The organism is Chloroflexota bacterium, assembly GCA_013152435.1.
Taxonomy (GTDB): domain Bacteria; phylum Chloroflexota; class Anaerolineae; order DUEN01; family DUEN01; genus DUEN01.
In genome coordinates this window covers 41434-64048 of the sequence record JAADGJ010000120.1, presented here as the reverse complement: position 1 = coordinate 64048, position 22615 = coordinate 41434, and the positions used below count along the sequence as shown (strand labels likewise).

Genomic DNA, 22615 nt, shown 5'->3' with positions numbered 1-22615 from the left:
GCCGCCACCACCCACTCCCAGGTCCCCCCTCCCAGCGAAGCGGATTGGGGAGGGGGGACGACAGGGGGGTGGGGTACGTCTGGTCACGTCGTGTGCTGGGAGAAACCGAGAAGATGCGTATACAGACACAACACCTTGCCTCGTCCCTGCAAGCGCCATGTATGCCAATATGGACGTTAGACTTTGAAAAGGCCCTATATTCCTAATCCAGTTCTTGGGAGTCGGCCGCGGCTCTGCGCTGAGCCGGTGGATGAACACGGGGCGGTGTGTTCACGCGTGCGGAGACTTTGTGAAACAGCCGACGACATCGATCGTAGGCCCTGAGGAAGACGCGAAGGGCTCTTTTAAGGAAGCCTTCAAGCGCGTGAGAAAGATACCCAAGCCGCAGACGCGCCTGGGTGAGCCCAATAGAAAATTTGTTCTATTCCAAGTATAACCGCGCAGGGGTGATTTGTCAAGTGGGATTTTCTTCAGCCGCAGTGGAAAGGGAAAGCCAGCAAAGTCCTGTAGCCCTGGAGTCCACGGTCATCTCGCATGGGCTGCCGTGGCCTCACAATCTGAGCCTCGCCCGGCGGCTGGAGCAGATCATCACCGAGGAGGGGGCTGTCCCGAGGACCATTGGGATCATCGCCGGCCGGGTGCGCGTCGGGTTATCCGATGAGGAGCTGGAGCATCTGGCACGCGCACAAGGTGTGCGTAAGGTGAGCCGGCGGGATCTCCCCATCGCGATCGCGATGGGCCAGGATGGGGCGACCACGGTGGCGGCTACCATGTATCTGGCTGCGCGGGCCGGCATTCGCGTCTTCGCCACGGGCGGCATCGGAGGCGTTCATCGAGGCCACCCGTTCGATGTCTCCGCCGACCTGGAGGAACTGGCGCAGACGCCGGTGTGCGTCGTGTGTGCTGGCGCCAAGGCTATCCTGGACCTGCCCCTCACCCTGGAGGTGCTGGAGACGAAAGGGGTTCCCGTCATCGGGTATCAGACGGACGAGTTCCCCGCCTTTTACTCTCGTACCTCGGGACTGCCGGTGGATCAGCGGGTGGACACGCCGGAGCAGGTCGCCTCGCTATTCCGTGCGCAGCGCGAGCTTGGCCTGCCGGGAGGAATGCTGGTCGTTGTCCCCGTCCCGCGGGAGGCGGAGCTGCCCCAGGAGCGGGTCGCCCCCATCATAGAGAGGGCGCTGGCCGAGGCGGAGGAGCGGGAGATACAGGGGAAGGATCTCACCCCCTTCCTCCTGGCTCGGGTCGCCGAGTTGAGTGGCGGCGACGCGTTGCGCGCCAACTTGGCCCTGCTGGAGAACAACGCTCGCGTCGCTGCCCGGATCGCGTTGGCGTTGGCTGCCGTCTGAGCCGTGCACGCGACAGGGCCGCAGTAGAGACTGCGGCCCTGTTGATGGTTCGTGATCGTGCTGGCGAGGGGATCGATGGCCCCGTCGCCTTTTGGGATATGTCGTTATCCTTCCACCTTACGCTGGATGGGGAGCTCCACGGCGATGGGCGCTCCCGGCCGGCGCTCGAAGACCAGGTGCTCCTCGCCGTTCTCGTCCTGGGCCACGTCCACGGTGATGGTGTCGCCCGGCTGGAACTCGCCCTTCAGCAGGCGGCGGGAGAGCGGGCTCTCCACGTGGCGCTGTAGCGTGCGCCGCAGAGGTCGGGCGCCGAACTGCGGATCGAAGCCCACGCTCGCCAGCCATGATCGCGCCTCGTCCGTCAGCTCCAGCGTGACCCCCTGTTCCTCCAGTCGCTCGCTGATCTCCCGCATTTGCAGATCGACGATCTTCTTCACGTCTTCCACGGTGAGCGTGTTGAAGATGATGACCTCATCCACGCGGTTCAGGAACTCCGGCCGGAACGTGCGCTTCAGCCCCTGTTCGATCTTCCGGCGCAGCTCTTGGTCTTGGGCATCGCCCTGATCCCCTTTGACGAAGCCCAACGCGCCACCGGACCGGATATAGTCGGTGCCGATGTTGGAGGTCATGATAATGACCGTGTTGCGAAAGTCCACCACGTGGCCTTGGCCGTCGGTCATGCGGCCGTCCTCCAGCACCTGGAGAAGCGCGTTCCACACCTCTGGGTGTGCCTTCTCGATCTCATCGAAGAGCACGACCTGATAGGGGCGACGTCGTACCGCCTCCGTGAGTTGTCCGCCTTCCTCGTAGCCGACGTAGCCCGGCGGGGCACCGAAGAGCCGGCTCACCGTGTGTTGCTCGCGGTATTCGCTCATGTCGATGCGCACCAGGGCATCCTCGTCATCGAACAGGAACTCCGCCAGCGCCCGGGCCAGCTCCGTCTTGCCGACCCCGGAGGAGCCCAGGAAGATGAAGGAGCCGATGGGGCGCTTGGGGTCCTTCAGGCCCGAGCGCGCCCGCCGGATAGCATCTGAGATAGCCTCGATCGCCTCCCGTTGGCCGATGACGCGCTTCTCCAGCTCCTCCTCCATGCGCAGCAGCTTCTGTGCCTCCGTCTCCATCAAGGACGCGACCGGGATGCCGGTCCAGCTGGCGACCACCTGGGCGATGTCATCCGCGTCGACCACGTCGTCCAGGCCGCTGGACTCTCGCCAGGCCGCCCGTTCGATGTTGTAGGCCTCCTCCAGCTTCAGCCGCTCGGCTTTGTAGATGGCCGCCTTCTCGTAGTCCCGAGCGTTCCACGCGGCCTCCTCCTCGGCCTGGAGCTTCTGGAGCTCCACGCGCTTCGCCTTCAGCTCCGGCGGCATCGTGTCTAACGCGACCCGGAGCTTGGCGGCGGCCTCGTCCATCAGATCGATGGCCTTGTCCGGCAGATGCCGCTCGGTGACGTATCGATGGGAGAGACGGGCCGCGGCCACCAGCGCCTCGTCTGTGAAGCGGACGTTGTGATGGGCCTCATAGCGGTCCCGCACACCCTTCAGGATCTCGATGGTCTCCTCTACCGATGGCTCTTCCACGTACACCGGCGCGAAGCGGCGCTCTAAGGCGCTGTCCTTCTCGATGTGCTTGCGATATTCGTCCGGCGTCGTCGCCCCGATGCATCGCAGCTCTCCTCGCGCCAGGGCGGGTTTCAGCATGTTGGATGCGTCCATCGCCCCCTGGGCGGCGCCGGCCCCCACCACGGTGTGCAGCTCGTCGATGAAGAGGATGATCTCCCCCTGTGCCCGTTGGATCTCCTCGATGGCCGACTTCAGGCGCTCCTCGAACTCGCCGCGGAAGCGGGTCCCCGCGATCATCGCCCCCAGGTCCAGGGACACGATCCGCTTGCCGATCAGGCTCTCTGGGACGTCCTCCGCGATGATCTTCTGCGCCAGGCCCTCGACGATCGCGGTCTTTCCCACCCCCGCCTCGCCGATCAGCACCGGGTTGTTCTTGGTGCGGCGGCTGAGGATCTGGATGACTCGCAGGATCTCGGCATCACGCCCGATCACCGGGTCGAGCTTGCCCTCCCTGGCCATTTGCGTGAGGTCCCGGCTGTACTTCTCCAGCGTGCGGTAGCGGCTCTCCGCCGACGGGTCGGTGACCCGCTGTCCGCCGCGCACCTCCTCGATAGCGCGCAGGATCCGCTCCCGCGTCACGCCGAACTCCCGCAGGATGTTGGCAGAGGGTGTGTTGCGCTCGTTGGCGATAGCTAGGAAGATGTGCTCGGTGGAGATGTACTCGTCGCGCAGCCGCTTGGCTTCCTCCTGCGCGACATCGATCACGCGCTTCAGCCGCGGCGTGATGAATACCTGGGTGACGGCCCCTGTGAAGGCGGGGGTCGTCCGTTGCCCGTGGCTCAGGGCCTCCTCCAGCCGCGCTCGTACCCCTTCCGGCGGCACGTCCATCCTCTCCAGCAGCTGTGGAATCACCCCGTCAGGCTGTTCCAACAGCGCCAGAAACATATGCTCGGTGTCCACCTGTGTGTGCTGGTAACGCTGCAGGATCTCATATGCGCGCATCGCGGCATCCTGCGCGCGCTCCGTGAAACGGTCAAATCGCATCATCTCTCATAACCTCTATTTCTCTCATGCCTGGTCATCGTCGCCCCAGGCCAGGAATTTCCTCGGCGAGATCTTCAGGAGCAGGGTGTAGGTGGTGTCCGTCAGGATGTTCCAGTCGTACTTGCTCAGGAACAGAGGAGCCACCTGCTCCCGCTCCTCGGGCGTGGCGTGCGTTGCCATGCCCTCGACGATCACAGCATTGCGCCCGTCCTCCAGAGATACGGCTACCTGCGGATTCTCGGCCAGGTTGCGGGCCTTGCGGCTGGAGGGGCTGATGCAGATGTATAAGCTTTCCGCGTCCCACACGAACCAAACCGGCGTGAGATGGGGCGCCCCGTTTGGTCGCACGGTGGCAACCCAGATGATCTTCTCCTGCTGCAACCGACGCCGGATCCGCTCCGTAGGTCGCTCTGAGGACCAGGCCATGACGATCTCATTCCCTCTTCGTTCGTTCCACCTCTAGTTTCGCGTCCTATGTCCATGGAGCCTCGTGGCCCCCCCTACAATTTCCACCAGGTCTAATGAAACTCTAATGTCCATCGAGGATCAGATTGCCGAAGGTGGTCGGCGCCCCAGGGCGCAGCTTCGGCGCCCCGGAGAGCACGGTCTCCACCCCCTCGAACCCTGGCGTGTCATTATCCAGCAGCTGGGCGGAAAATCCAAACGCCTGCCCCGGGCTCGGCTTCCGCCCGAACACCGACCAGGGGATGGACGCCTCCAGCGTGTACCCGTTGCCGTCCCGCTGGGCGCCGACGGTGATGGCCTGATTCCACTCCGGGCGTTGCTGAGGGCGCCAGATCACCCCCTCAGGGGGGATGGTGGCGAAGTCGCCCGGAGACAGGCCGATCTGATAGTCATCGTCGTTGGCCACCGCCGTATCGAAATCCCCGGCGAGGTCGGCATCGATCCAGATGATCAACGCGTCTCCCAGGTTGATCCGCTCGCCGCGCTGGGTTTGTACGTGCACGTCGTCGGTGACCCGCGCGGCCAGGTATAGATGATCCGAGTCCCATTGAGCATACACGGTGCCGGCGATATCGTCTATCCCCTCATAGGCCTGAGCGCCACCGATGATATAGCTCAGATCCTGTCCCTGCACCGCATTCCACTCGTTGAGGGTACCGTCCAGATAGGGGGGGAAGGGCGCGGGTCTGGCGTGCAGGTCGACCCCGTTCCCCTCGCGGTAGGGGCCCGCATAAGGGGACGGGGTGGGGGTCGCCGTACTCGTCGGGGTCAGGGTGATCGTGGGGGTGGGAGTGCGGGTGGGTGTGGGCGTCGGCGTCCGCGTGGGCGTAGGAGTGGGTGCCGTCGTGGGAGATGCCGGCTGGGTGGTCGGTTGCACCACGACGACCACGGGCGTAGGCGTGGCGGGGCGCTCCGGAGTGGGAGGGGCAGGAGGCTCCGTGGCTTGAGGAGGCGCCGCGATGGTCGTCGGCGCCGGGATAGTGGCCCTGGGCGTGGTCGCGATCGGCATGGGCTCGGTGGGAGCCGCGCGTTGCTGGAACAGACCTAAAGCGGACACGGCCGCCAGCCCTGCGGCCGCGCATAAGGCTAAAGCCAGCACAAAGCCGAACAGCAGAACAGCCCGGCTCCCATCGCTATCCATTCGTCTTTGGACCCCTCTACTCCGATGTGATCCTCTCCGTCACACGCCGGATGGCGCCGCGATCGCGACGGCTAATAGCGCAGCAGAGCTCCGATGTGTCCCGCCTCTCGCAAGGAGTCGTTCTCTCGCACGATGGTCACTTCCAGGCCCTGGCTGATGGCGTGGCGGATCAGGTTGTCCACCGCATCGGGCAAATGATGCTGCGGTCCGCCGCAGAAGGGGCACCGCTCCGTTTGCTCCACCGTCATGTAGCCGCAATTCTCACATCGATACGCTGGGGCTCGGAAGTCCTGCTCGACGATGAGATGATGCAGTTGGCCGGCGTGTACCGCCCCCAGGGTATCGGCCAATCCCAGCGCAGCGGTCCCGCCTTTGGCCGCCGTGGTGATCAACTGCTCGACTAGCTCGGCCTCACGGCGTGCGATGTATGCCTGCACGGCCTCCGCCGATCGATCCCCGATCTCAGAGGCGGGGGCGTCCTTGTCCACCGTGATGTGGCCTACCACGCGCTCCCGTATGGCTTTGGGCAGGAGGTCTTCGAACTGGGCTACGTTGGTCTCCGTACCGCCCAGGATCAGATGATCGCACTCATATCGACGGCAGAACGCCTCGGTGAGTTCCGCCGCCTCGCGCAGGTTTCGTTGGGCAGCCTCGTCCTCGTGACTTTGGTAGCGCTTTGAGGCCCAGCCGCCCGCCCGGTGTCGCTTGATGTCCTCGCCCTCCAGCTCCGTGGCCTCTCGCAGGGCTCCCATGTGGAAGACGAAGAGGCGGGCTCCCTCCCGGTTCACCAGGGCGACCGCGTAGCGTTCCATCAGGTCAATGAGAGGCTTTATGTAAGGGCGATCGCCTACGAAGACCAAGTCCTCGCGGGGGACGAGCAGTGAGAACGCGTGCCAGAATCCCTTGGCCTGGCAGCTGAAGCAGGCCACGGCTCTCCCCTGCCAATTGTACTCCAGATCGATGTACTGCTCCACGCGAGCGATGTCCTCTGGAGCCGCCCGCCCGGCGGCCTCCTCCAGAAGGCGCCGTAGGGCCAGCTTATATTTCTCTCGGGTCCGACGGTGGGGATCGACATTCAGATACAGGCTCAACGTGGGGACATCATCGCTGTGGAAATTCACCAGTTCCTGAACCGCTTGTTCACTGATCATCATGCACTCCCTTCTTACGCCTGAACGGGCCTGTGACCTGGACAATCACTTCGCAGAAACCGATGGCAGATCTTCCCCACTCTCGCAAACACCCGGATAAGGCGACAGGGACATGCTCGTATCCTTGCGGTGAGGCAGATGAACCGGGATCCGGGTCCCACGCAAGGGATAGGACATCGTGAACAGCGCCATGGAAGAGGATTCGCCTCCATTTTAACATCCAGGGCAGATGCCTGTCAATGCAAGCGCGGACTCGGAGTAGGGAACGCTTCTACATGATCCCGGTATTTCCGCCGGTTTCCCGGGACGGGGGGACAATGAAAACCACAGGGGCACGAAGCCTCGTGCCCCTGTTCCCATTGGCGATCTGCGCTGAGCGATCAGCGTGATCCGCCCGGTTGTGTGAAGAGATCTCCCGGCAGGATGAATTGTCCCTGCGTGCCCAACACCATCGGATAGCTTCCATCCCATGTCTGCACAGCCTGCCATTGGATCATCTCAGGGGTCAGGCTGGCGGCGATCAGCCGGTTGGCCTCCGCCTGTGCTTTGGCCTTCAGACGGATGGCATCGGCCTCCGCTTCCGCCTTCACCCGGATGGCCTCCGCTTCACCCTGCGCGATGCCGATGCGCTCCAACCGCTGGCGTTCGGCCTCCGCCTGCGCCTGGGTGATGGTGCGCTGTTTCTCGAACTCGGCCTGCTTCGCCAGATTTTGCTTGGTGATGATATTTTCCGCCTCGATCTGCTTCTTCTCCACCGCCTCTTTGTATGCGTCCGTGAAGACGATGGAGCGCAGCCCGAAGAAGGTCAGCTCCAGGCCGGCTTTGCTGAACTCCTGGCGCAGCCTCTCCTCGATCTCCGCCTGCGCCTCCTCCACGTTCCCCGAATAGAGTTGGCTCGCCTGGTAGCGCTTCAAGATGTTGCGCACGTGCACCCGGCTGGTGGCTTTCACCACCTTCTCCACCACACGATCTTCCGGCCCTAACTTCTGAGCGATATCCGTCGCTCGATCGGGCTCGATGAAGAATCGCACGGTGTACCGGGCGCGGATCTGCTGCCCATCCGCCGTGGCCGTATCGACCTCTACGTCCCTGTAGTCGGCGCGAGAGACATCCAGCTCCGCCGGATCCACCGTCTCGTAGACGATCTCCTGAGTGCGGTAAACGATGGTATCCTGGATGAACGGCAGCTTCCAGTTCAGGCCCGGCTTGAAGACCCCTTTGACCTTACCGAACTGGGTGACGACGGCGACGGTTCCGTATTGGACCTGTGTGAAGGAGTCCATCAGGGCCAGCGTGCCGAAGATGCCCAGAAAGGCGATCAGGCCGGCCAGAAGCGCATTGCGCCAGTTGGGGCCGCGGGCACTTCGGCGTCCCGTCGCCCCGGCGATCAGCACGGCGATACCTCCGCCGACAACCAGCGAGAACAGAATCGCGCTGATGAGCTTCGCCATCTATCCCCTCCTGTCCATGGTCTTGTGTGGGTGATCCTCCGAGGAGCCGGGAGAGCCTCGGCTCCTCGGAATATGCTCGGATATCGTCTTCCCCTTGCGGCTGTGCGCGTCATTCGGACCCTGGTGGGGTTCGCCTCCCGGATCTCGTGGGGTCGGAGAGCGCGATATGCCGCAGCGTGGGAAGATACGCTATCCCTAGTATGACGATCCTCCGTTTTCATCACTTGACAAAAGCCCTCCGGTGGGCTGACATCGGTTTCTCACGCGAGACAGGCACTGTCCGCGGACAGTGCCTGCGCTTTGCAAACGTGATGCCATCCCCCGGACGTGCCCTGGTCCCCGCGCGGGCGGTCTCGTCAAGGGATGACCAGTCTTTGACCGACATAGATGAAATTGGGGTTGCTGATCCCGTTTGCCGCGGCCAGCTCCTGAACGGTCACGCCGTATTTTAGCGCGATGCTTTGCAGCGTCTCCCCTCGTTGGACGATGTGGATTTTCCCCGACGGGCTGCTGCCGGATGAGCCCGGCGTCGTGCCCGGCGCGGGGATGATCAACTTCTGCCCCGGGTAGAGGAGGTTGGGGTCCTGTATGTTGTTCGCCCGCATGATCGCCTCGGGGGACACGCCGTAGCGACGGGCGATCAGGTTCAGGTATTCGCCGGGTTGGACGATATGCTCCACCGGCTGGCCGGGAGCGGCCGTCGGCGTGGGAGCCTCCGAGGCGCCTTGTTCGGAGGGCGGTGGCGCCGGCGTCGGCGTGGGGGCCGCGGTCGGGGTCTGCTCCGGCTGCGCGGGCTCCTCCTCCACGGCGGCGACGGTGGTCTTGGGTGTAGGCTGTTCCGCCTCCGGCGTCGCGGTCGGGGCGACCTGGGTGGCCGATTCTGTTGGGAATGGCGTCGGCGTCGGGCGCTTGCGGGTGCATCCCAGCATCGCTCCGGACAGCAACAGGGCTATCACCCCGATCATGAGCCACTTGTATCTCAACCGGTGCATAAAGTCCTCCTTCCGTAAGGGCGCCACTCCATCATGCATGTCACGGCCGGACGCCATCATCGGTATCCCGTTCCATCGCCCTGGTTCCCCGACCGGGGTGAGGAGAACCTGACCCATGTCGTGTCAGAGGGATGATCACGGCAATGATCTTACCATATTCACATAAGGGGGTCAAAGCCCTCCACAATCCGGTGGCGTATCCAAAACGGTGGAAAGTTCGCGAAACACTCCACGATGCCCACGGGCGGGCGAAGCCGGGCGGGGCAGGTGAAAGGCGGAGACGTGGAGGTGCCGCGGAGGCTTGAAGGCCGGTCGATCCGGTTCAGTAGAGCTGCCTGGGCATCTCCTCCAGCTCGACGTCGATCCGCATCCTCTGGCCACCCCGGATCACCTCCAGAGTCACGGTCTGCCCCACCTGGGTGCGCTCCTCCAGGTAGTCCTCCAGGTCATCCATTCCCTGGATGGAGTATCCGTCGATGGCGGTGATGATGTCGCCGCCCACCAGGATGATGCGGTTCCCGATGATCATCTCCCGGCGAGCGCCTCGCAACCCCGCCTTCGCGGCCGGGCTGCCGCGATAGATCCGGGCGACCAATAGCCCCTGCTGTACGGGGAGGTCCAGGGCGCGGGCCAACACAGGGGTGATGCTGTATCCCAGGACTCCCAGCCAGGGATGTCGATAGCGCCCATGCGCGATCAGCTCCGGCACCACGCGCTTCACCGTGTCCACGGAGATCGCCAGCCCCACGCCCGCGGAGGTTCCCGTGGGGGAGTAGATGGCGGAGTTGATGCCGATCAGCCGCCCGAAGGAGTCCAGCAGCGGCCCGCCCGAGTTGCCCCGGTTGATGGCCGCATCCGTCTGGATCACATGCCGCAACACCGTATCCTCGTCGATGGTGATGGTGCGGTTAAGCGCGCTGATGACGCCCGTGGTCAGGGTGCGCTCGAACTGCCCGAACGGATTGCCGATGGCGATGGCGCGCTGGCCCACGCGCAGCTTGGAGGCATCGCCCAGCTCCACCGGCTGCACGCCGGGAGGCACCTCCTCCACGCGAAGCACTGCCAGATCGTTGGGCGGATCAACCCCCACGATGGTGGCGGGCTGGACAAAGTCCTCTCCAAATCCCACCTCCACCGACTGGGCCCCCTCGACGACGTGGTAGTTCGTGACGATGTGGCCCTGATCGTCCCATAGGAACCCGGACCCGGTTCCCTCCTCCGGGTAGACGCCGAAGAAGAAACTCTGGCGCAGGACGCGAGTCGTCACGTTGACCACGGCGGGGCTCACGCGCTCGTACACGGCGATCACGCGCTCCTCGCCCACGTCGATCATCTCCGGCGGCGCGCCGGGCGTGGGCGTGGCGACGATCACGATCACGCGTGGCGTCGGCGTGGGAGGCTGGGGGGTAGGCGTCGGCCTCAACGAGGGCACGATGCCATTGCAACTGGCCAGGGCGATGGCCAGGACCGCTCCCCAGATGATGGTGAGCCGCACGGATTTCATCTCTCCCCCTCCCTGGATCTTGGGGTTCGCATATGGGAACGGGGCGGATCATGCCCGCCCCGTCCTCTATCCCGATCTTGGTCGTGTCCGTTACGGGTGTGTGCGCGTGGGCCGCGCGCCAAGGGTTACGGGCACTTGGACGCGCTTCCCGTCACGGACCACTGTCAGGATGACCTCTTGCCCGGGCGATGTGTAGCGCGCGAGGTATATCAACAGGTCGTCGAAGTTGTGAAGCGGTTGCTCATCGATCTGGACGATGATGTCCCCTCCGATGGGCACCTGTCGCCCCTTGTAGTTGACGGTCCGCCTGCTGGGGCGCAGGCCTGCCCGCTGCGCCGGGCTGTTGGGGATCACGTCGGCGATCAGGATCCCTCGCTCCGCGGGAAGCTTCAGATCCTGGGCCATGGACGGCGACAGCGTCTGGCCGGAGATGCCCAGCCAGGGGTGCTCGTAGCGGCCGGTTTCGATGAGGGAGGGCACCACGCGCTTGACCAGGTTGATGGGGATGGCGAAGCCGACGCCGGAGTTGGCCCGCACCAACGAGCGGATCTGCGCGTTCACCCCGATGACGCGGCCCTGCGCGTCCAGCAGCGGCCCGCCCGAGTTGCCCGGGTTGATGGCCGCGTCCGTCTGGATGGCCTCCGGGATCTGGAAGCCGGTGAGCGCCGGGATCGAACGCCCCACGGCGCTCACGATGCCATGAGTCAGGGTGCCTTGGTAGCCGAACGGGTTGCCGATGGCGATCGCCCGCTCCCCAACCTGCACCTGATCGGAGTCGCCCAGCTCCACCGGATAGAGCTCATCCGGGCTCACGTCCACCCGCACGACGGCGAGGTCGCTGTCCGGATCGGTGCCGACCACCGTGGCGGGCACGGTGATGTCATTCCAGAATGTGACGTCCACCTCCGTCGCGTCGGCGATCACGTGAAGGTTGGTGACGATGTGCCCTTGCTTGTCCCATACGAATCCGGAGCCCTGTCCTTCGGTGTAGAATTCCTCGTTGTCCAGGCCAGGATGAGCCTGTTGCCGCACGGTGATGTTCACCACGGAGCGGTTGACTTTCTGGTAGATGGCGGTCAGGATCTGCGTCTGGACATCGGCCTCCGGGTCGATCTGGATCACCACCGGTGGCAGCGCTGTGGGCGTGGGTGGCGCGGGCGCCGTGGGGATCGGCTCGGGCGTTGGTATGGCCCGTGCCGAGCGGCTCTGCACCTGATCCCACACGATCACCGCGGTGAACAGGCAGAGGCATATCAGGGCCAGCGCGCTTGTGCTGATGATGGCGATCGCTGCTGGGATTCCTCGATTTGATCTACTCACTTGCGTTTCATCCCTTCGCTTGTTACCGGGTCAGCTCATGGGAAAACCTGCCCCCGTCGCGAGGAGGGCGGGACGGGGGCAGGTTGATCGGAAGCGTCTAATCCCGTCGGCTGAAGCCGGTAAGCAAGAACACGTAGTACAGGAGTGTGGAGAGGGTTTGGGCCAGCGCGGCCACATAGGTCAGCGCGGCCGCATCCAATACCTCTTTGGCCTGGCGCAGCTCTGGGCCGTCAGCCAGGCGGAAGGATTGCAACAGTTGGAGCCCGCGGTTGCTGGCGTTGAACTCCACGGGGAGTGTGACCAGGGAGAAGACAGCGGCCACCGCAAACCCGGCGACGCCCAGCCAGGCGATGGAGGGTTGCCCCAGCAGCCAGCCGACCAGGAACATCATCGGCGCCACCCAGGCGCTGACGGTGATGGCCGGCACCAGACTGCCGCGTAGCTTCAGCGGCGCGTATCCCTGCGCGTCCTGGAGGGCGTGGCCGATCTCATGCATGACGATGGCCAGGGCGGCCACGGAGCGGCCGTGTGCCACCCCGCTGGACAGGCGCAACGTCTTGGTCCGGGGATCGTAATGATCCGTCAGCTCGCCGGGCGTGCCCTCGATTCGGACATGGCTCAACCCGGCGGGTCCCAGGACCATGCGAGCCGCGTCCAGGCCCGTCAGCCCGCGGGAGTTGGGAACCCGGGTATAGCGCGCGTAGGCGTTGCGCACCTTCATTTGCGCGTATAAGGCCAGCAACAGCGATGGCAGTACGAACAACAGATACAACGGATCAAAATACGGACGGAAAAACATCTCGTCTCACCTCACATCTATTCCCAATCTGGTGTTGGGGGAGACTCTCTTCTGTTGGCAGGTGCCCCGGGCAGGGGCACGACGTTCAACCGATTCGTTGCTTATTATATACCACGATCGCGGAAACCGTGAAAGACCTCATGCTGACATAAATCTGCCGTCATTCGCCGGCTTCGCAGGAGCCCCTCCGGGAGAAGCCCTTCTTCCGCCTTCGACCTGCCCGGCCTCGGCCCAGATCCCTGCGGAAAGAGCCGAGAGAGGCAGGTGCAGGCCGGAAAGGTGGGGTTCCCGTGAGGGGGTGCTCCCCTCCACGCCTCCTCTGTGGGGCGGGTGTCTGAGAGAGCATCATTATCGCTTATGCATAGCCTCCTGTCTGTAAGCGTTTTTCGCTTCTATGTGGATAGGGTTTCCAGATTAGAGATGACATAATCATCTGGGGGCGGGCGTGCATGTTGACAACTTGGACGCTCGCGGGTATAGTATAGACACCCTCGAGGTGCCACGTCGATCGAGCACTGAATGTGTTATGTGATTACCTTTCCGAATGCCCTAGGCAGATCCCTGCTGCCCGGCGTGGATGCAATCGCCAGAGCGATTCATCGCCTGGCGGGTTGTCCTGGTGTATTCCCCATCTGTGATTCTGGCTCCTGTCCCATGTGACGTGTCAGGCTGGAGCCTCGCTTGTTCTCGGCAAGGGGGCCGTTTTTCTCTGTCAGCGTCGACACAGCGGGCGAGCATCGTTGCCTCCACCCCGTCACAGCCCTTTGAGGTATGCACAAGCCTTGCGATGTGACCGGAGAGGCCCGTGTGCCGATAGGCACGCGGCGCGTCAGGTGGTCCCCTTCTGCTCCGCGAAGGAAGACCCTGTAGGCTTGATCTGATCCGGGTATCCCTGATGCCCTTTTTCACATCGTCACATTTGCGTGTGACGCCATGGCCGCTACGGGGCAGGATCATAGCGGCCTGGTTTCGTGATCGCTGATGTGTAACAAGGCCTGAAACGGCCGTGTCTTGATGAAGAACTCGTCGCGAAAGGAGGTGGTTGCTTCGGCTATCTCCCCAGACATCCGATGCGCCCTTCCCTGAGGGCCGAAGGACGAGAACTTTCTGAATCTCCCCCACTGATCTTGAAACTTCAAGGAGGAAAATGATGCGAGCACCCTGGTTGCTGAGGATCCTGAGCCTCTTTGTGATCCTGAGCGTGGTCCTGGTCGCCTGTGCGCCTGCTGCCCCGGCGCCGGCGGAGGAGGCCGCGGCCCCGGCCGAGGAGAAGGCGGAGGAGGCGGCTGCCCCGGCGGAAGAGGGGCCCAAGCGCGGCGGCGTGATCACGTTCGCCCTCTACCAGGAGCCAGAGATCCTCAACCCTCACATCTGCACCCAGACGGCATGTGATGAGGTCAACGAGTTCATCCTGGAGTCCCCGTTGGGCGTGGATCCCGATGGCAACTTCTTCCCCATCCTGGCGAAGGAGGTGCCGAGCGCGGAGAATGGTGGTGTCTCCGATGACGGGCTCACCATCACCGTTCGCTTCAAGGAGGGGATCAAGTGGTCGGATGGCGAGCCGTTCACCGCGGATGACTTCAAGTTCACCTGGGAAGCCATCATGCATCCGGAGAGCGGCGCCGTCAGCACCACCGGCTGGCGGGATATCGAGAGCATCGAGACGCCCGACGACTACACGGCCGTCATCAAGTTCAAGCAGTTCTACGCCCCGTACCTGGCTCTGCTCACCGCCGAGATCATCCCGCGACACGCCACCGGTGATCCGGCCAACATGCCCAAGTGGGACTTCAACTGGCATCCCATCGGCACGGGCCCCTTCATGATGACCGAGTGGGTGTCTGGGGATCACATCACCCTGGTCCGCAACCCCAACTATCGTGAGGCGCCGGAGAAGCCCTATCTGGACGGCGTGAACATCATCATCACGCCCAGCCGCGAGGTGGGCAAGGCGCTGATCAAGACCGGGGACATCGACATCCTCTGGGATCTGGTCGAGGCGGACATCCCCGAGTTCGAGAACTTGGAGGGAGTCGTGCTCGCGGCGCCGCCGGACACGGGCACGGAGCGCCTGCTGCTCAACCTGGCCGATCCCACCATCGACGCCACCGACGACCCCCTGAACAATCCGCACTGGGCGCTGGGTGATCTGCGAGTGCGCCAGGCGATCCAGTACGGCATCGACAAGGCCAAGATCAACGATGAGCTGCTGTACGGCAAGGCCACGCTGGGCACCTCCGAGATCAACCTCGGTTGGGCCAAGTGTGACATCCCCGTCAGCGAGTTCAACCCGGAGAAGGCCCGACAGCTTCTGGAGGAGGCCGGCTGGGTGGACCAGGACGGCGATGGCATCCGTGAGTGCCGCGGTTGCCCCTACGCCGAGGAGGGCCGTCCGCTGCGCCTGAAGATCCAGACGACCAGCGGCAACAAGCTGCGCGAGCAGGTGGAGCAGCTGTTGGTCGAGATGATGCGGGATATCGGCATCGATCTCTACATCGAGAACGTGCCGTCCTCCGTGCTGTTCGGCTCCTGGGCCAGCGGTGCCTTCCGCAAGCACGGCCACTTCGACATCCTGATGTACACCACCTCCTACGGCATCGACCCGCAGGCGCACATGGAGGGCTACTTCGCCTCATGGAGCATGCCTACGGAGGCGAACGGCGGCCGTGGCTTCAACTACTCTCGCTGGGTCGATGAGGAAGCCGACGCGGCCATCAAGGAAGCCGGCAGCAGCCCGGACCTCGAGGTTCGCAAGGCGGCTTACCAGCGGCTCTGCGAGCGCATCGCGGCCGGCCTGCCGCACATCTACCTGTACGACCGGCTGGAGCTGAACGCCTATCGCACGCGGCTCCATGGCTGGATCGACAACAACTGGATGGATCTCGGCTGGAACGCCGAGGATTGGTGGGTATCTGAATAAACCCGCCGATCGGATCGGGTGATGCATCCCATCTCCTGCCTCCCCCGACGCCGGGGGAGGCAGGAGGCCAGAAGTGCGACCGTGAGATGTGAGAACCCCACAAGAGGTGGGAAACCGTGAGCAAATATATCCTGCGTCGTACGATTCAGGCGATCCCTCTATTATGGGTCATCAGCGTTGTTGTCTTTCTCTTATTGCAGATCATCCCCGGCGGTCCCATGGCCGCCTATGAGCAGAACCCGGACCTCTCGCCCGAGGATATGGCTCGGCTGGAGGAGCAGTTGGGGCTGAACGACCCCATCCACGTGAAGTACCTGAAGTGGTTCGGCAATATCCTGCGCGGCGATTGGGGATACTCTCTGGCGACCAAGCGCCCTGTGCTGGTCGAGATCGGCGATCGCTTGCCGAACACCCTGCTCCTGATGGGGGTGTCCTTCTTCACCACGATCCTGTTCTCCCTGCCCATTGGGATCTTCTCCGCGTTGCGGCAGTATTCGATCTTCGATCACGTGGTGACCACCATCGCGTTCATGGGACAGTCCATCCCTATCTTTTGGTTTGGGCTTATCCTGATCATGATCTTCCATGTGGGATTGGACAATCCCTTCACAGGTAAGCCGTTATTCCCGGCCCGTGGGATGACGTCCCTGGGAAAGCCGTTCTCCATAGGCGACCTGGCTTGGCACATGGTGCTCCCCGTCTCGATGCTCACGCTGTTCAGCGCGGGCACGTATACGCGCTACATGCGCGCCTCCATGCTGGAGGTGATCCATCTGGATTACATCCGCACCGCCCGCGCCAAGGGCCTGGCCGAGCGGGCGGTGATCTACGGGCACGCCTTGAAGAACGCGGCTTTGCCCGTGGTCACCATTATGGCCCTGGATCTGCCCAGCCTCTTCGGCGGAGCGCTGTTCACCGAGACGATCTTCTCCTGGCCGGGCATGGGGCGGCTGTTCTACCGCTCGGCCGAGCGCGTGGACTATGCTATGCTGATGGCGATCATCATGATCAACGCCATCCTCATCGTCTTCTTCAACCTCCTGGCGGATATCGCCTACGCGTACCTGGATCCGCGTATACGCTATGATTGACGGATGGAAGCGGAGAGATCATGACCACGCACAGTGATACGGCCGTACCGACGATATCCCTGACCGACGAGACGTTTACCCAATATGAAACCGAGTCGATGACCCATTTGATGTGGCGTCAATTCAAACGCCACCGCATGGCAGTGATCGGGCTCATCGTGGTCGGTATCCTGGCTATCGCCTCCATCATCGGGCCGATCATCTCCCCGTACGATGTCTATCGGTCCAACTTCTCGGAGCGTTACCAGCCGCCCTCGCTGCGGCACCCCATGGGCACGGATGACCTGGGGCGAGACATGCTTACCCGCATCCTGCAGGGTGGACGCATCTCGTTGTCCATCGGCGTCATGGCCATGACGCTGGCCCTGGTGATCGGCACGACGGTGGGCGCGCTGTCCGGTTTCTACGGCGGCATGGTGGACAATTTGCTCATGCGCTTCACGGACCTGATGCTATCTCTGCCTCAGCTCTTCGTGCTGATCTTGATGACCCTGCTGTTGCGCAGCATCGATATCCCCATCCTGCACGCGGGGGGCGGCGTCCTCGCCATCGTGTTCGTCATCGCCTTGCTCTCCTGGATGACCGTGGCGCGGCTGGTCCGGAGCGCCTTCCTGGCGTTGCGGGAGAAGGAGTTCGTGGAGGCGGCGCGGGCGTTGGGTATCAGCAATCGGCGCATCATCATTCGGCATATCCTGCCCAACGCGCTCAGCCCGGTGATCGTGGCCGGAACGCTGCGCGTGGCCTCGTCCATCATCACCGAGTCCGGCCTGAGCTTCCTGGGCTTCGGCGTTCAGCCGCCCACCCCCACGTGGGGCAATATGCTGAAAAACGCCCAGGACGAGATGATGCGCGGCAACCTGTGGATGGCCATCTTCCCCGGCCTGATGATCTTCATCACCGTGATCGCCATCAATTACATCGGCGATGGGTTGCGGGATGCCCTGGATCCGTATAAGATCCGCTGAGGCGGAGCTCATCGAGGGGATCTTGATTCGCGCCGGCGTCGACCGGCGCGAATATCGTTTCACACGTAAGGGGTGCTGATGTCTTTCGATTTCCACGCGGAGGAGAAGAGGATCATCGGCGAGGTGTGGACCTCGCAGACGTTGTACGCGCATCTGGCCACGTTGTGCGACTTCGGTAGCCGGTTCGGCGGTACCCTCAGCGAGGCGGCCGCGCGGGACTGGCTGCTCGATCAGTTCGCCCGCCTGGGGCTACGCGACGTGCATCCGGAGCCGTTCACCTACATGGGCTGGTCACGCGGGACCTGCGCGGTGCGCGTGGTGTCCCCCAGGGAGCAGTCCCTGACCTCGGCCATCTCGCTGGTCTATTCGCCCTCCACCCCGCCCGGTGGGCTCCGGGCGGAGCTGATCGACGTGGGCATGGGCACGGAGGAGGAGTTCGCCGCCCGCGCGGGCCAGCTGGAGGGCCGGATCGTGATGGCCAACAGCGCCAGCCCTGAGAGTGGCAAGGTGTGGATTCACCGTCGCGAGAAGTACGGGCGGGCCGTGGCGGCTGGGGCGGCCGGGTTCCTCTTCGTGAATCACCTGCCTGGCCGATTGGCTCCTACCGGCTCCCTGCGCTCTGGTCGGGTGGCCGAGATCCCGGCCGCGGGCTTGTGTCTGGAGGACGGGTTCCAGCTGTCCCGTTGGGCCAAGGATGGGCCGGTCATCGTCGAGATGGACATCCAGAATGAGGCGAAACCCGCCGAAGCCGTGCACGTCGTCGGCGAGGTGCCCGGCGATCCTGGCCGGGAGATGATCATCGTCGGCGCGCACTATGATGGGCATGACATCGCCCAGGGCGCGATGGACGATGGCACCGGTGTGGCGTTGGTGCTGGAGCTGGCGCGGCTGTTCGTTCCCCTGGCGGGTCGTCTGCCGCGCACCATTCGGTTCATCTGCTTCGCTGTGGAGGAGCTGGGCGTGCTGGGGTCCACCGAGTACGTCCGTCAGCACGCGAGCGATCTGGCCGACGTGGCCTTGATGCTGAACCTGGACGGCGGCGTGGCTGGCGGCCTGGGCGGGTTTAGCTTCTCCGGGTTCTCCGAGCTGCAGCCGATCCTCCAGAGCTGGGCGGAGGAGATGGGGGCGGATTGGAAATTGGAGGATACCATCGGCACGGCTACCGACGCGTTCCCGTTCGTCCTGGCCGGCATCCCCGCCCTGAACATGCGCTCGCGCGGTCGTGACTTCAAGCTGGGACGTGGCTTTGGGCACACCGCGGCGGATACGTTGGACAAGGTACAGCGCCGTGACCTTCATGATGCTGCCATGACGCTGGCTCGCCTGCTTTTGCGCCTGGCGACTTATGAGGGGAGACTGGCCCGCCGCCGCACCCGTGATGAGGTGAAACGGATGCTGATCGACCACGATCTGGAGCGCCCGTTGCGGGCGCAGGATAAGTGGCCGTTCGATTAGACCCGGGGGAATATGATGGGATCGGATGCTGAAATCTTAGGGAAGGTTGCACGTGCCATGGGTACATCGGAAGCCTCTCGCGCGTCTCTGAAACAGCAGGTCATGGCGGCCGTCGACGCGTTGCGTGATGAGCTGATCCATGTGAGCACCACGATTCACGACAACCCGGAGGTCGCCTTTGAGGAATTCCAGGCCATGGGGCTCTTGACCGACACGGCGGAGCGGCACGGCTTTCAGGTCGAGCGGGGGATCGCCGGACTGCCTACCGCCTTTCGCGCCTGGCGGGCCGGGGCCGGCCCCGGCCCGGTGATCGCTTACCTGGCCGAGTACGACGCGCTGCCCGGCCTGGGCCATGCCTGCGGACACAATATCATCGGCGCCGCCGCTCTGGGGGCCGCGCTGGCGCTGGGCAGCGTGATCGATGCGTTGCCGGGGAAGGTGATGCTGATCGGCACCCCCGCCGAGGAGAAGGGGGGCGGGAAGATGCTGCTGGTGGATCGCGGCGCCTTCCAGGGCGTTGACGTGGCGATGATGGTTCACCCCTCCGTGTACAACATGACCCGGCGGCGCTCCCTGGCCTCGTATAACCTCTTCTTTGAGTTCTTCGGAAAGGCCGCGCACGCGGCGGCCGCTCCGGACGATGGGATCAACGCGCTCCATGGCGTGATCCTCCTGTTCAACAACATCAACGCGCTGCGTGGGCACGTCCCCGATGGCGTCCGCATCCACGGGATCATTCCCAACGGGGGCGATGCGCACAATATCGTCCCGGAATATGCGACGGCGCAGTTCAGCGTGCGCGCCCCCACCCGGTCCATCGCCCGGGATGTTGTAGCCAAGGTGATCGCCTGCGCCGAGGCGGCGGCCCTAGCGTCGGGCGCTCGCCTGGAGACCAAGGAGCTCTATCATTACGATAACATGATCCCGAACCCCGTGCTGGCCGAGCTGTTTGAGGAGAATATGCGGCTATTAGGTCGGGAGGTGCATGAGCCGGACGCCAATGGGCGTATGGGGTCCACGGATATGGGGAACGTCAGCCATGTGGTCCCCGCTCTGCACCCCTACGTGGCCATCGCCGATGAGAAGGTGGCGGGGCACACCGTCGAGTTCCGGGAGGCGGCCGTGTCCCCGCGCGGGCATGAGGGGCTTCTGGTAGGGGCCAAGGCCATGGCTATGACGGGAGTCGACCTGCTCACCGATCCGGAGGCGTTTCAGCGCGTGCGGGATGCCTTCCTGCGGTCCGTGCAGAGGGATACGTAACGCAGCCACCCGCCGGGATCGTAGGGAACGCGGGGAGGACGGCGGTTCTCCCCACGAGAGGGTATGATGAGAGCCCCGGTAAGCACCGGGGCTCTTTTACGTCGTTTTCGTTTCCCTTCCCTCCGCTGGCTCCTCGCGCTTTTTGCAAATCTTTGCATGTGCGTATAATTGCGTAGGGGCCAGGAGCCCGAGATCTTCGTCGTAGTTGGCTGGATGGAACGATTCTCACGAAGGAGGGAAGGATGAAATCGAGAAGCCTTTGGCCGATCCTGCTCGCGATCGCGATCGTCCTGAGCGGGTTGGCGGCTTGTGCGCCTGCGGTGACGCCTTCCGGGGCTGAGCCCGCCCAGGCGACGCAGCCGCCCGAGGTCGCGCAGGCGGAGCCCCTGCGCCTGGCCATCGCCGCCGATGAGAGCACGCTCACCCCGTACAGCTACGTGTTCGGCTATCCCGGGTATCACCTGATGAAGCTCATCTACGATAGCCTGCTCGAGCTGGATGCCGACAACATCCCGCAGCCCTGGCTGGCTGAGCGGATGGAGGTCAGCCCGGATGGGAAGGTGTACTCGTTCACGCTCCGGGAAGGGGTCACCTGGCATGATGGGGAGCCCTTCACCGCGGAGGATGTCCAATTCACCTATGAGTATTTCGTTGCGCATCCGCAGCAGAGCCGCTTCGCCCGAACCGCGAAGCAGGTCGCCAGCGTGGAGGCGGTGGACGATCGGACGGTGGTCATGACGCTGGCCCAGCCCGATCCGTCCTTCTCCCTGCGCCTGGCGGATGTGCCGATCCTGCCGAAGCACATCTGGTCCCAGGTGGATGATCCGCAGAACTTCGCCGGCCGGGTAGGTACCGGTCCCTACAGGCTCGTCGAATACGTGCCCGAGCAGTTCTATCGGCTTGAGGCCAACCCTGACTATTTCATGGGACGGCCGGCGGTGCCGGAGATCGTGCTGCCCATCATCGTCGAGCAGACGACCATGTTCTCGGCGCTGAAATCCGGCGAGGTGGATGCGGTCTCCCGCCAGATCCCCCCGGAGCTGGTCGCCGAGTTCGAGGGGGTCCCATCGATCCGGGTGGTCCGTGGGCCGGGCTTCGCGACGACGCTCTTGCAGTTCAACGATGAGCGTCCCCCGCTGGATCAGCCCGTGGTGAGGCGAGCCATCGCGCTGGCCATCGACCGTCAGGCGCTCGTCGACACCTTGCTGTTGGGCTTCGGCACGGTGGGCAACCCGGGCTTCGTCCATCCCTCGTCGCCGTACGCGAATCCGGATATCGAGCTGGCCTATGATCCCGATGGGGCGCGTGCGCTGCTGGACGAGGCGGGCTTCCTCGACGGCGATGGGGACGGGATTCGGGAGACGCCGGACGGCCAGGCCATGAGCTTCGATCTGCTGGTGTACTCCAACAACCCGCAGCGCGTCCGGGCGGCCGAGCTCATCCGGGACTGGGTGAGGGAGATCGGGATCGCTCTGGAGGTGAAGGCGCTGGATCCGAAGACGGTGGACTCGCTGGTATGGCCCGGCTTCGACGTCTCCCAGGGCCGGGACTTCGACCTGTCCATGTGGGGGTGGTCGGCCTCCGTGCAGATCGATCCCAGCCGGCTGGTGGATCTGCTGCATTCCGATCCGGCGGTGGGGGCGTTGAACATCGGCGGCTATCGGAGCCAGGCGTTCGATGCGCTGGCGGAGAAGCTGGCCGGCACCCTGGACCCGGATGAGCGGATGGCGATCATCAAGGATATGCAGGCCATCATCGCGCAGGACGTCCCCTTCGTCACCCTCTACTACGCCGACGGCATCTACGCCTATCGTCCGGCCGCGTATGATGGGTACGTGTATGTGAAGGGGCTGGGGATCGTTAACAAGCTGTCCTTCATCGCGCGCTGATCGAGGAGGATTCCAGGTGTTGTGTCGGCGCAGCTCCGTTGTGCCGACACAACGCCCTAGAGCGCGCCTGAGAATTTACCGGCAAGGTGTCTGAGGGGCCTCCCTCAACTACCAGTTCCACGGGGGGAGGTGTGGAGGGGATCTCCCCTCCACGAAAATCCCACTTTTCCGGCCTGCACCTGCCTTCCTCGGCCCTTCCCGAAGGATCCAGGCCGAGGCCGAGCAGGTCGAAAGCGGGAGAAGGACTTTTTCGGAGGGGC

General features: G+C 63.9%; 16 protein-coding genes. 7 read left to right on the top strand and 9 right to left on the bottom strand.

The annotated features are described in order from the left end of the window. The first annotated feature begins 449 nt into the window (after nucleotides 1-449). Nucleotides 450-1349 carry a pseudouridine-5'-phosphate glycosidase gene (locus tag GXP39_17480; protein NOZ29822.1) on the top strand — a complete coding sequence of 300 codons (900 nt, stop codon included), beginning with the start codon at nucleotides 450-452 and terminating at the stop codon, nucleotides 1347-1349. Between the two features lie 104 nt (nucleotides 1350-1453). Here GXP39_17480 and GXP39_17475 read toward each other — a convergent pair whose 3' ends face one another. The 9 genes from GXP39_17475 to GXP39_17435 all read right to left on the bottom strand — a co-directional run bounded on the left by GXP39_17475 (nucleotide 1454) and on the right by GXP39_17435 (nucleotide 12775). Beyond that, nucleotides 1454-3952, bottom strand: a complete 2499-nt coding sequence (locus GXP39_17475) for an AAA domain-containing protein (GenBank protein ID NOZ29821.1) — start codon at nucleotides 3950-3952, stop codon at nucleotides 1454-1456. Between the two features lie 24 nt (nucleotides 3953-3976). Beyond that, on the bottom strand, nucleotides 3977-4378 hold the full coding sequence (locus GXP39_17470) for a pyridoxamine 5'-phosphate oxidase (protein ID NOZ29820.1): 402 nt from the start codon (nucleotides 4376-4378) through the stop codon (nucleotides 3977-3979). 103 nt (nucleotides 4379-4481) lie between these two features. Next, nucleotides 4482-5558 carry a hypothetical protein gene (locus GXP39_17465; protein ID NOZ29819.1) on the bottom strand — a complete coding sequence of 359 codons (1077 nt, stop codon included), beginning with the start codon at nucleotides 5556-5558 and terminating at the stop codon, nucleotides 4482-4484. A 71-nt stretch (nucleotides 5559-5629) separates the two neighbouring features. After that, nucleotides 5630-6712, bottom strand: coding sequence for a hypothetical protein (locus tag GXP39_17460; GenBank protein ID NOZ29818.1), 1083 nt, complete (start codon nucleotides 6710-6712; stop codon nucleotides 5630-5632). Between the two features lie 377 nt (nucleotides 6713-7089). Continuing rightward, nucleotides 7090-8160, bottom strand: a complete 1071-nt coding sequence (locus GXP39_17455; protein ID NOZ29817.1) for a hypothetical protein — start codon at nucleotides 8158-8160, stop codon at nucleotides 7090-7092. Nucleotides 8161-8516: 356 nt separating this feature from the next. After that, nucleotides 8517-9152 (bottom strand): LysM peptidoglycan-binding domain-containing protein, encoded by a 636-nt coding sequence (locus GXP39_17450; GenBank protein NOZ29816.1) that lies wholly within the window; start codon nucleotides 9150-9152, stop codon nucleotides 8517-8519. 322 nt (nucleotides 9153-9474) lie between these two features. Next, nucleotides 9475-10656 (bottom strand): trypsin-like serine protease, encoded by a 1182-nt coding sequence (locus tag GXP39_17445; GenBank protein NOZ29815.1) that lies wholly within the window; start codon nucleotides 10654-10656, stop codon nucleotides 9475-9477. Between the two features lie 90 nt (nucleotides 10657-10746). Beyond that, entirely contained in the window at nucleotides 10747-11976 is a 1230-nt protein-coding gene (locus GXP39_17440) for a PDZ domain-containing protein (protein NOZ29814.1), read from the bottom strand. Nucleotides 11977-12073: 97 nt separating this feature from the next. Further along, nucleotides 12074-12775: a zinc metallopeptidase gene (locus GXP39_17435; GenBank protein NOZ29813.1), complete on the bottom strand. Its 702-nt coding sequence runs from the start codon at nucleotides 12773-12775 to the stop codon at nucleotides 12074-12076. Between the two features lie 1147 nt (nucleotides 12776-13922). Between GXP39_17435 and GXP39_17430 the strand changes: the two genes are divergently transcribed. The 6 genes from GXP39_17430 (at nucleotide 13923) to GXP39_17405 (ending at nucleotide 22355) form a co-directional block, all read left to right on the top strand. Then, nucleotides 13923-15695 (top strand): peptide ABC transporter substrate-binding protein, encoded by a 1773-nt coding sequence (locus GXP39_17430; GenBank protein ID NOZ29812.1) that lies wholly within the window; start codon nucleotides 13923-13925, stop codon nucleotides 15693-15695. 116 nt (nucleotides 15696-15811) lie between these two features. After that, nucleotides 15812-16786, top strand: a complete 975-nt coding sequence (locus tag GXP39_17425; protein ID NOZ29811.1) for an ABC transporter permease — start codon at nucleotides 15812-15814, stop codon at nucleotides 16784-16786. A 20-nt stretch (nucleotides 16787-16806) separates the two neighbouring features. Beyond that, on the top strand, nucleotides 16807-17751 hold the full coding sequence (locus GXP39_17420; GenBank protein NOZ29810.1) for an ABC transporter permease: 945 nt from the start codon (nucleotides 16807-16809) through the stop codon (nucleotides 17749-17751). 78 nt (nucleotides 17752-17829) lie between these two features. Next, nucleotides 17830-19206 carry a M28 family peptidase gene (locus GXP39_17415; protein NOZ29809.1) on the top strand — a complete coding sequence of 459 codons (1377 nt, stop codon included), beginning with the start codon at nucleotides 17830-17832 and terminating at the stop codon, nucleotides 19204-19206. Nucleotides 19207-19293: 87 nt separating this feature from the next. Further along, the gene (locus GXP39_17410) at nucleotides 19294-20466 is read left to right on the top strand and encodes a M20 family metallopeptidase (GenBank protein NOZ29808.1); all 1173 of its coding nucleotides are present in this window, start codon (nucleotides 19294-19296) and stop codon (nucleotides 20464-20466) included. Nucleotides 20467-20708: 242 nt separating this feature from the next. After that, nucleotides 20709-22355, top strand: coding sequence for an ABC transporter substrate-binding protein (locus GXP39_17405; GenBank protein NOZ29807.1), 1647 nt, complete (start codon nucleotides 20709-20711; stop codon nucleotides 22353-22355). Nucleotides 22356-22615 lie beyond the last annotated feature (260 nt).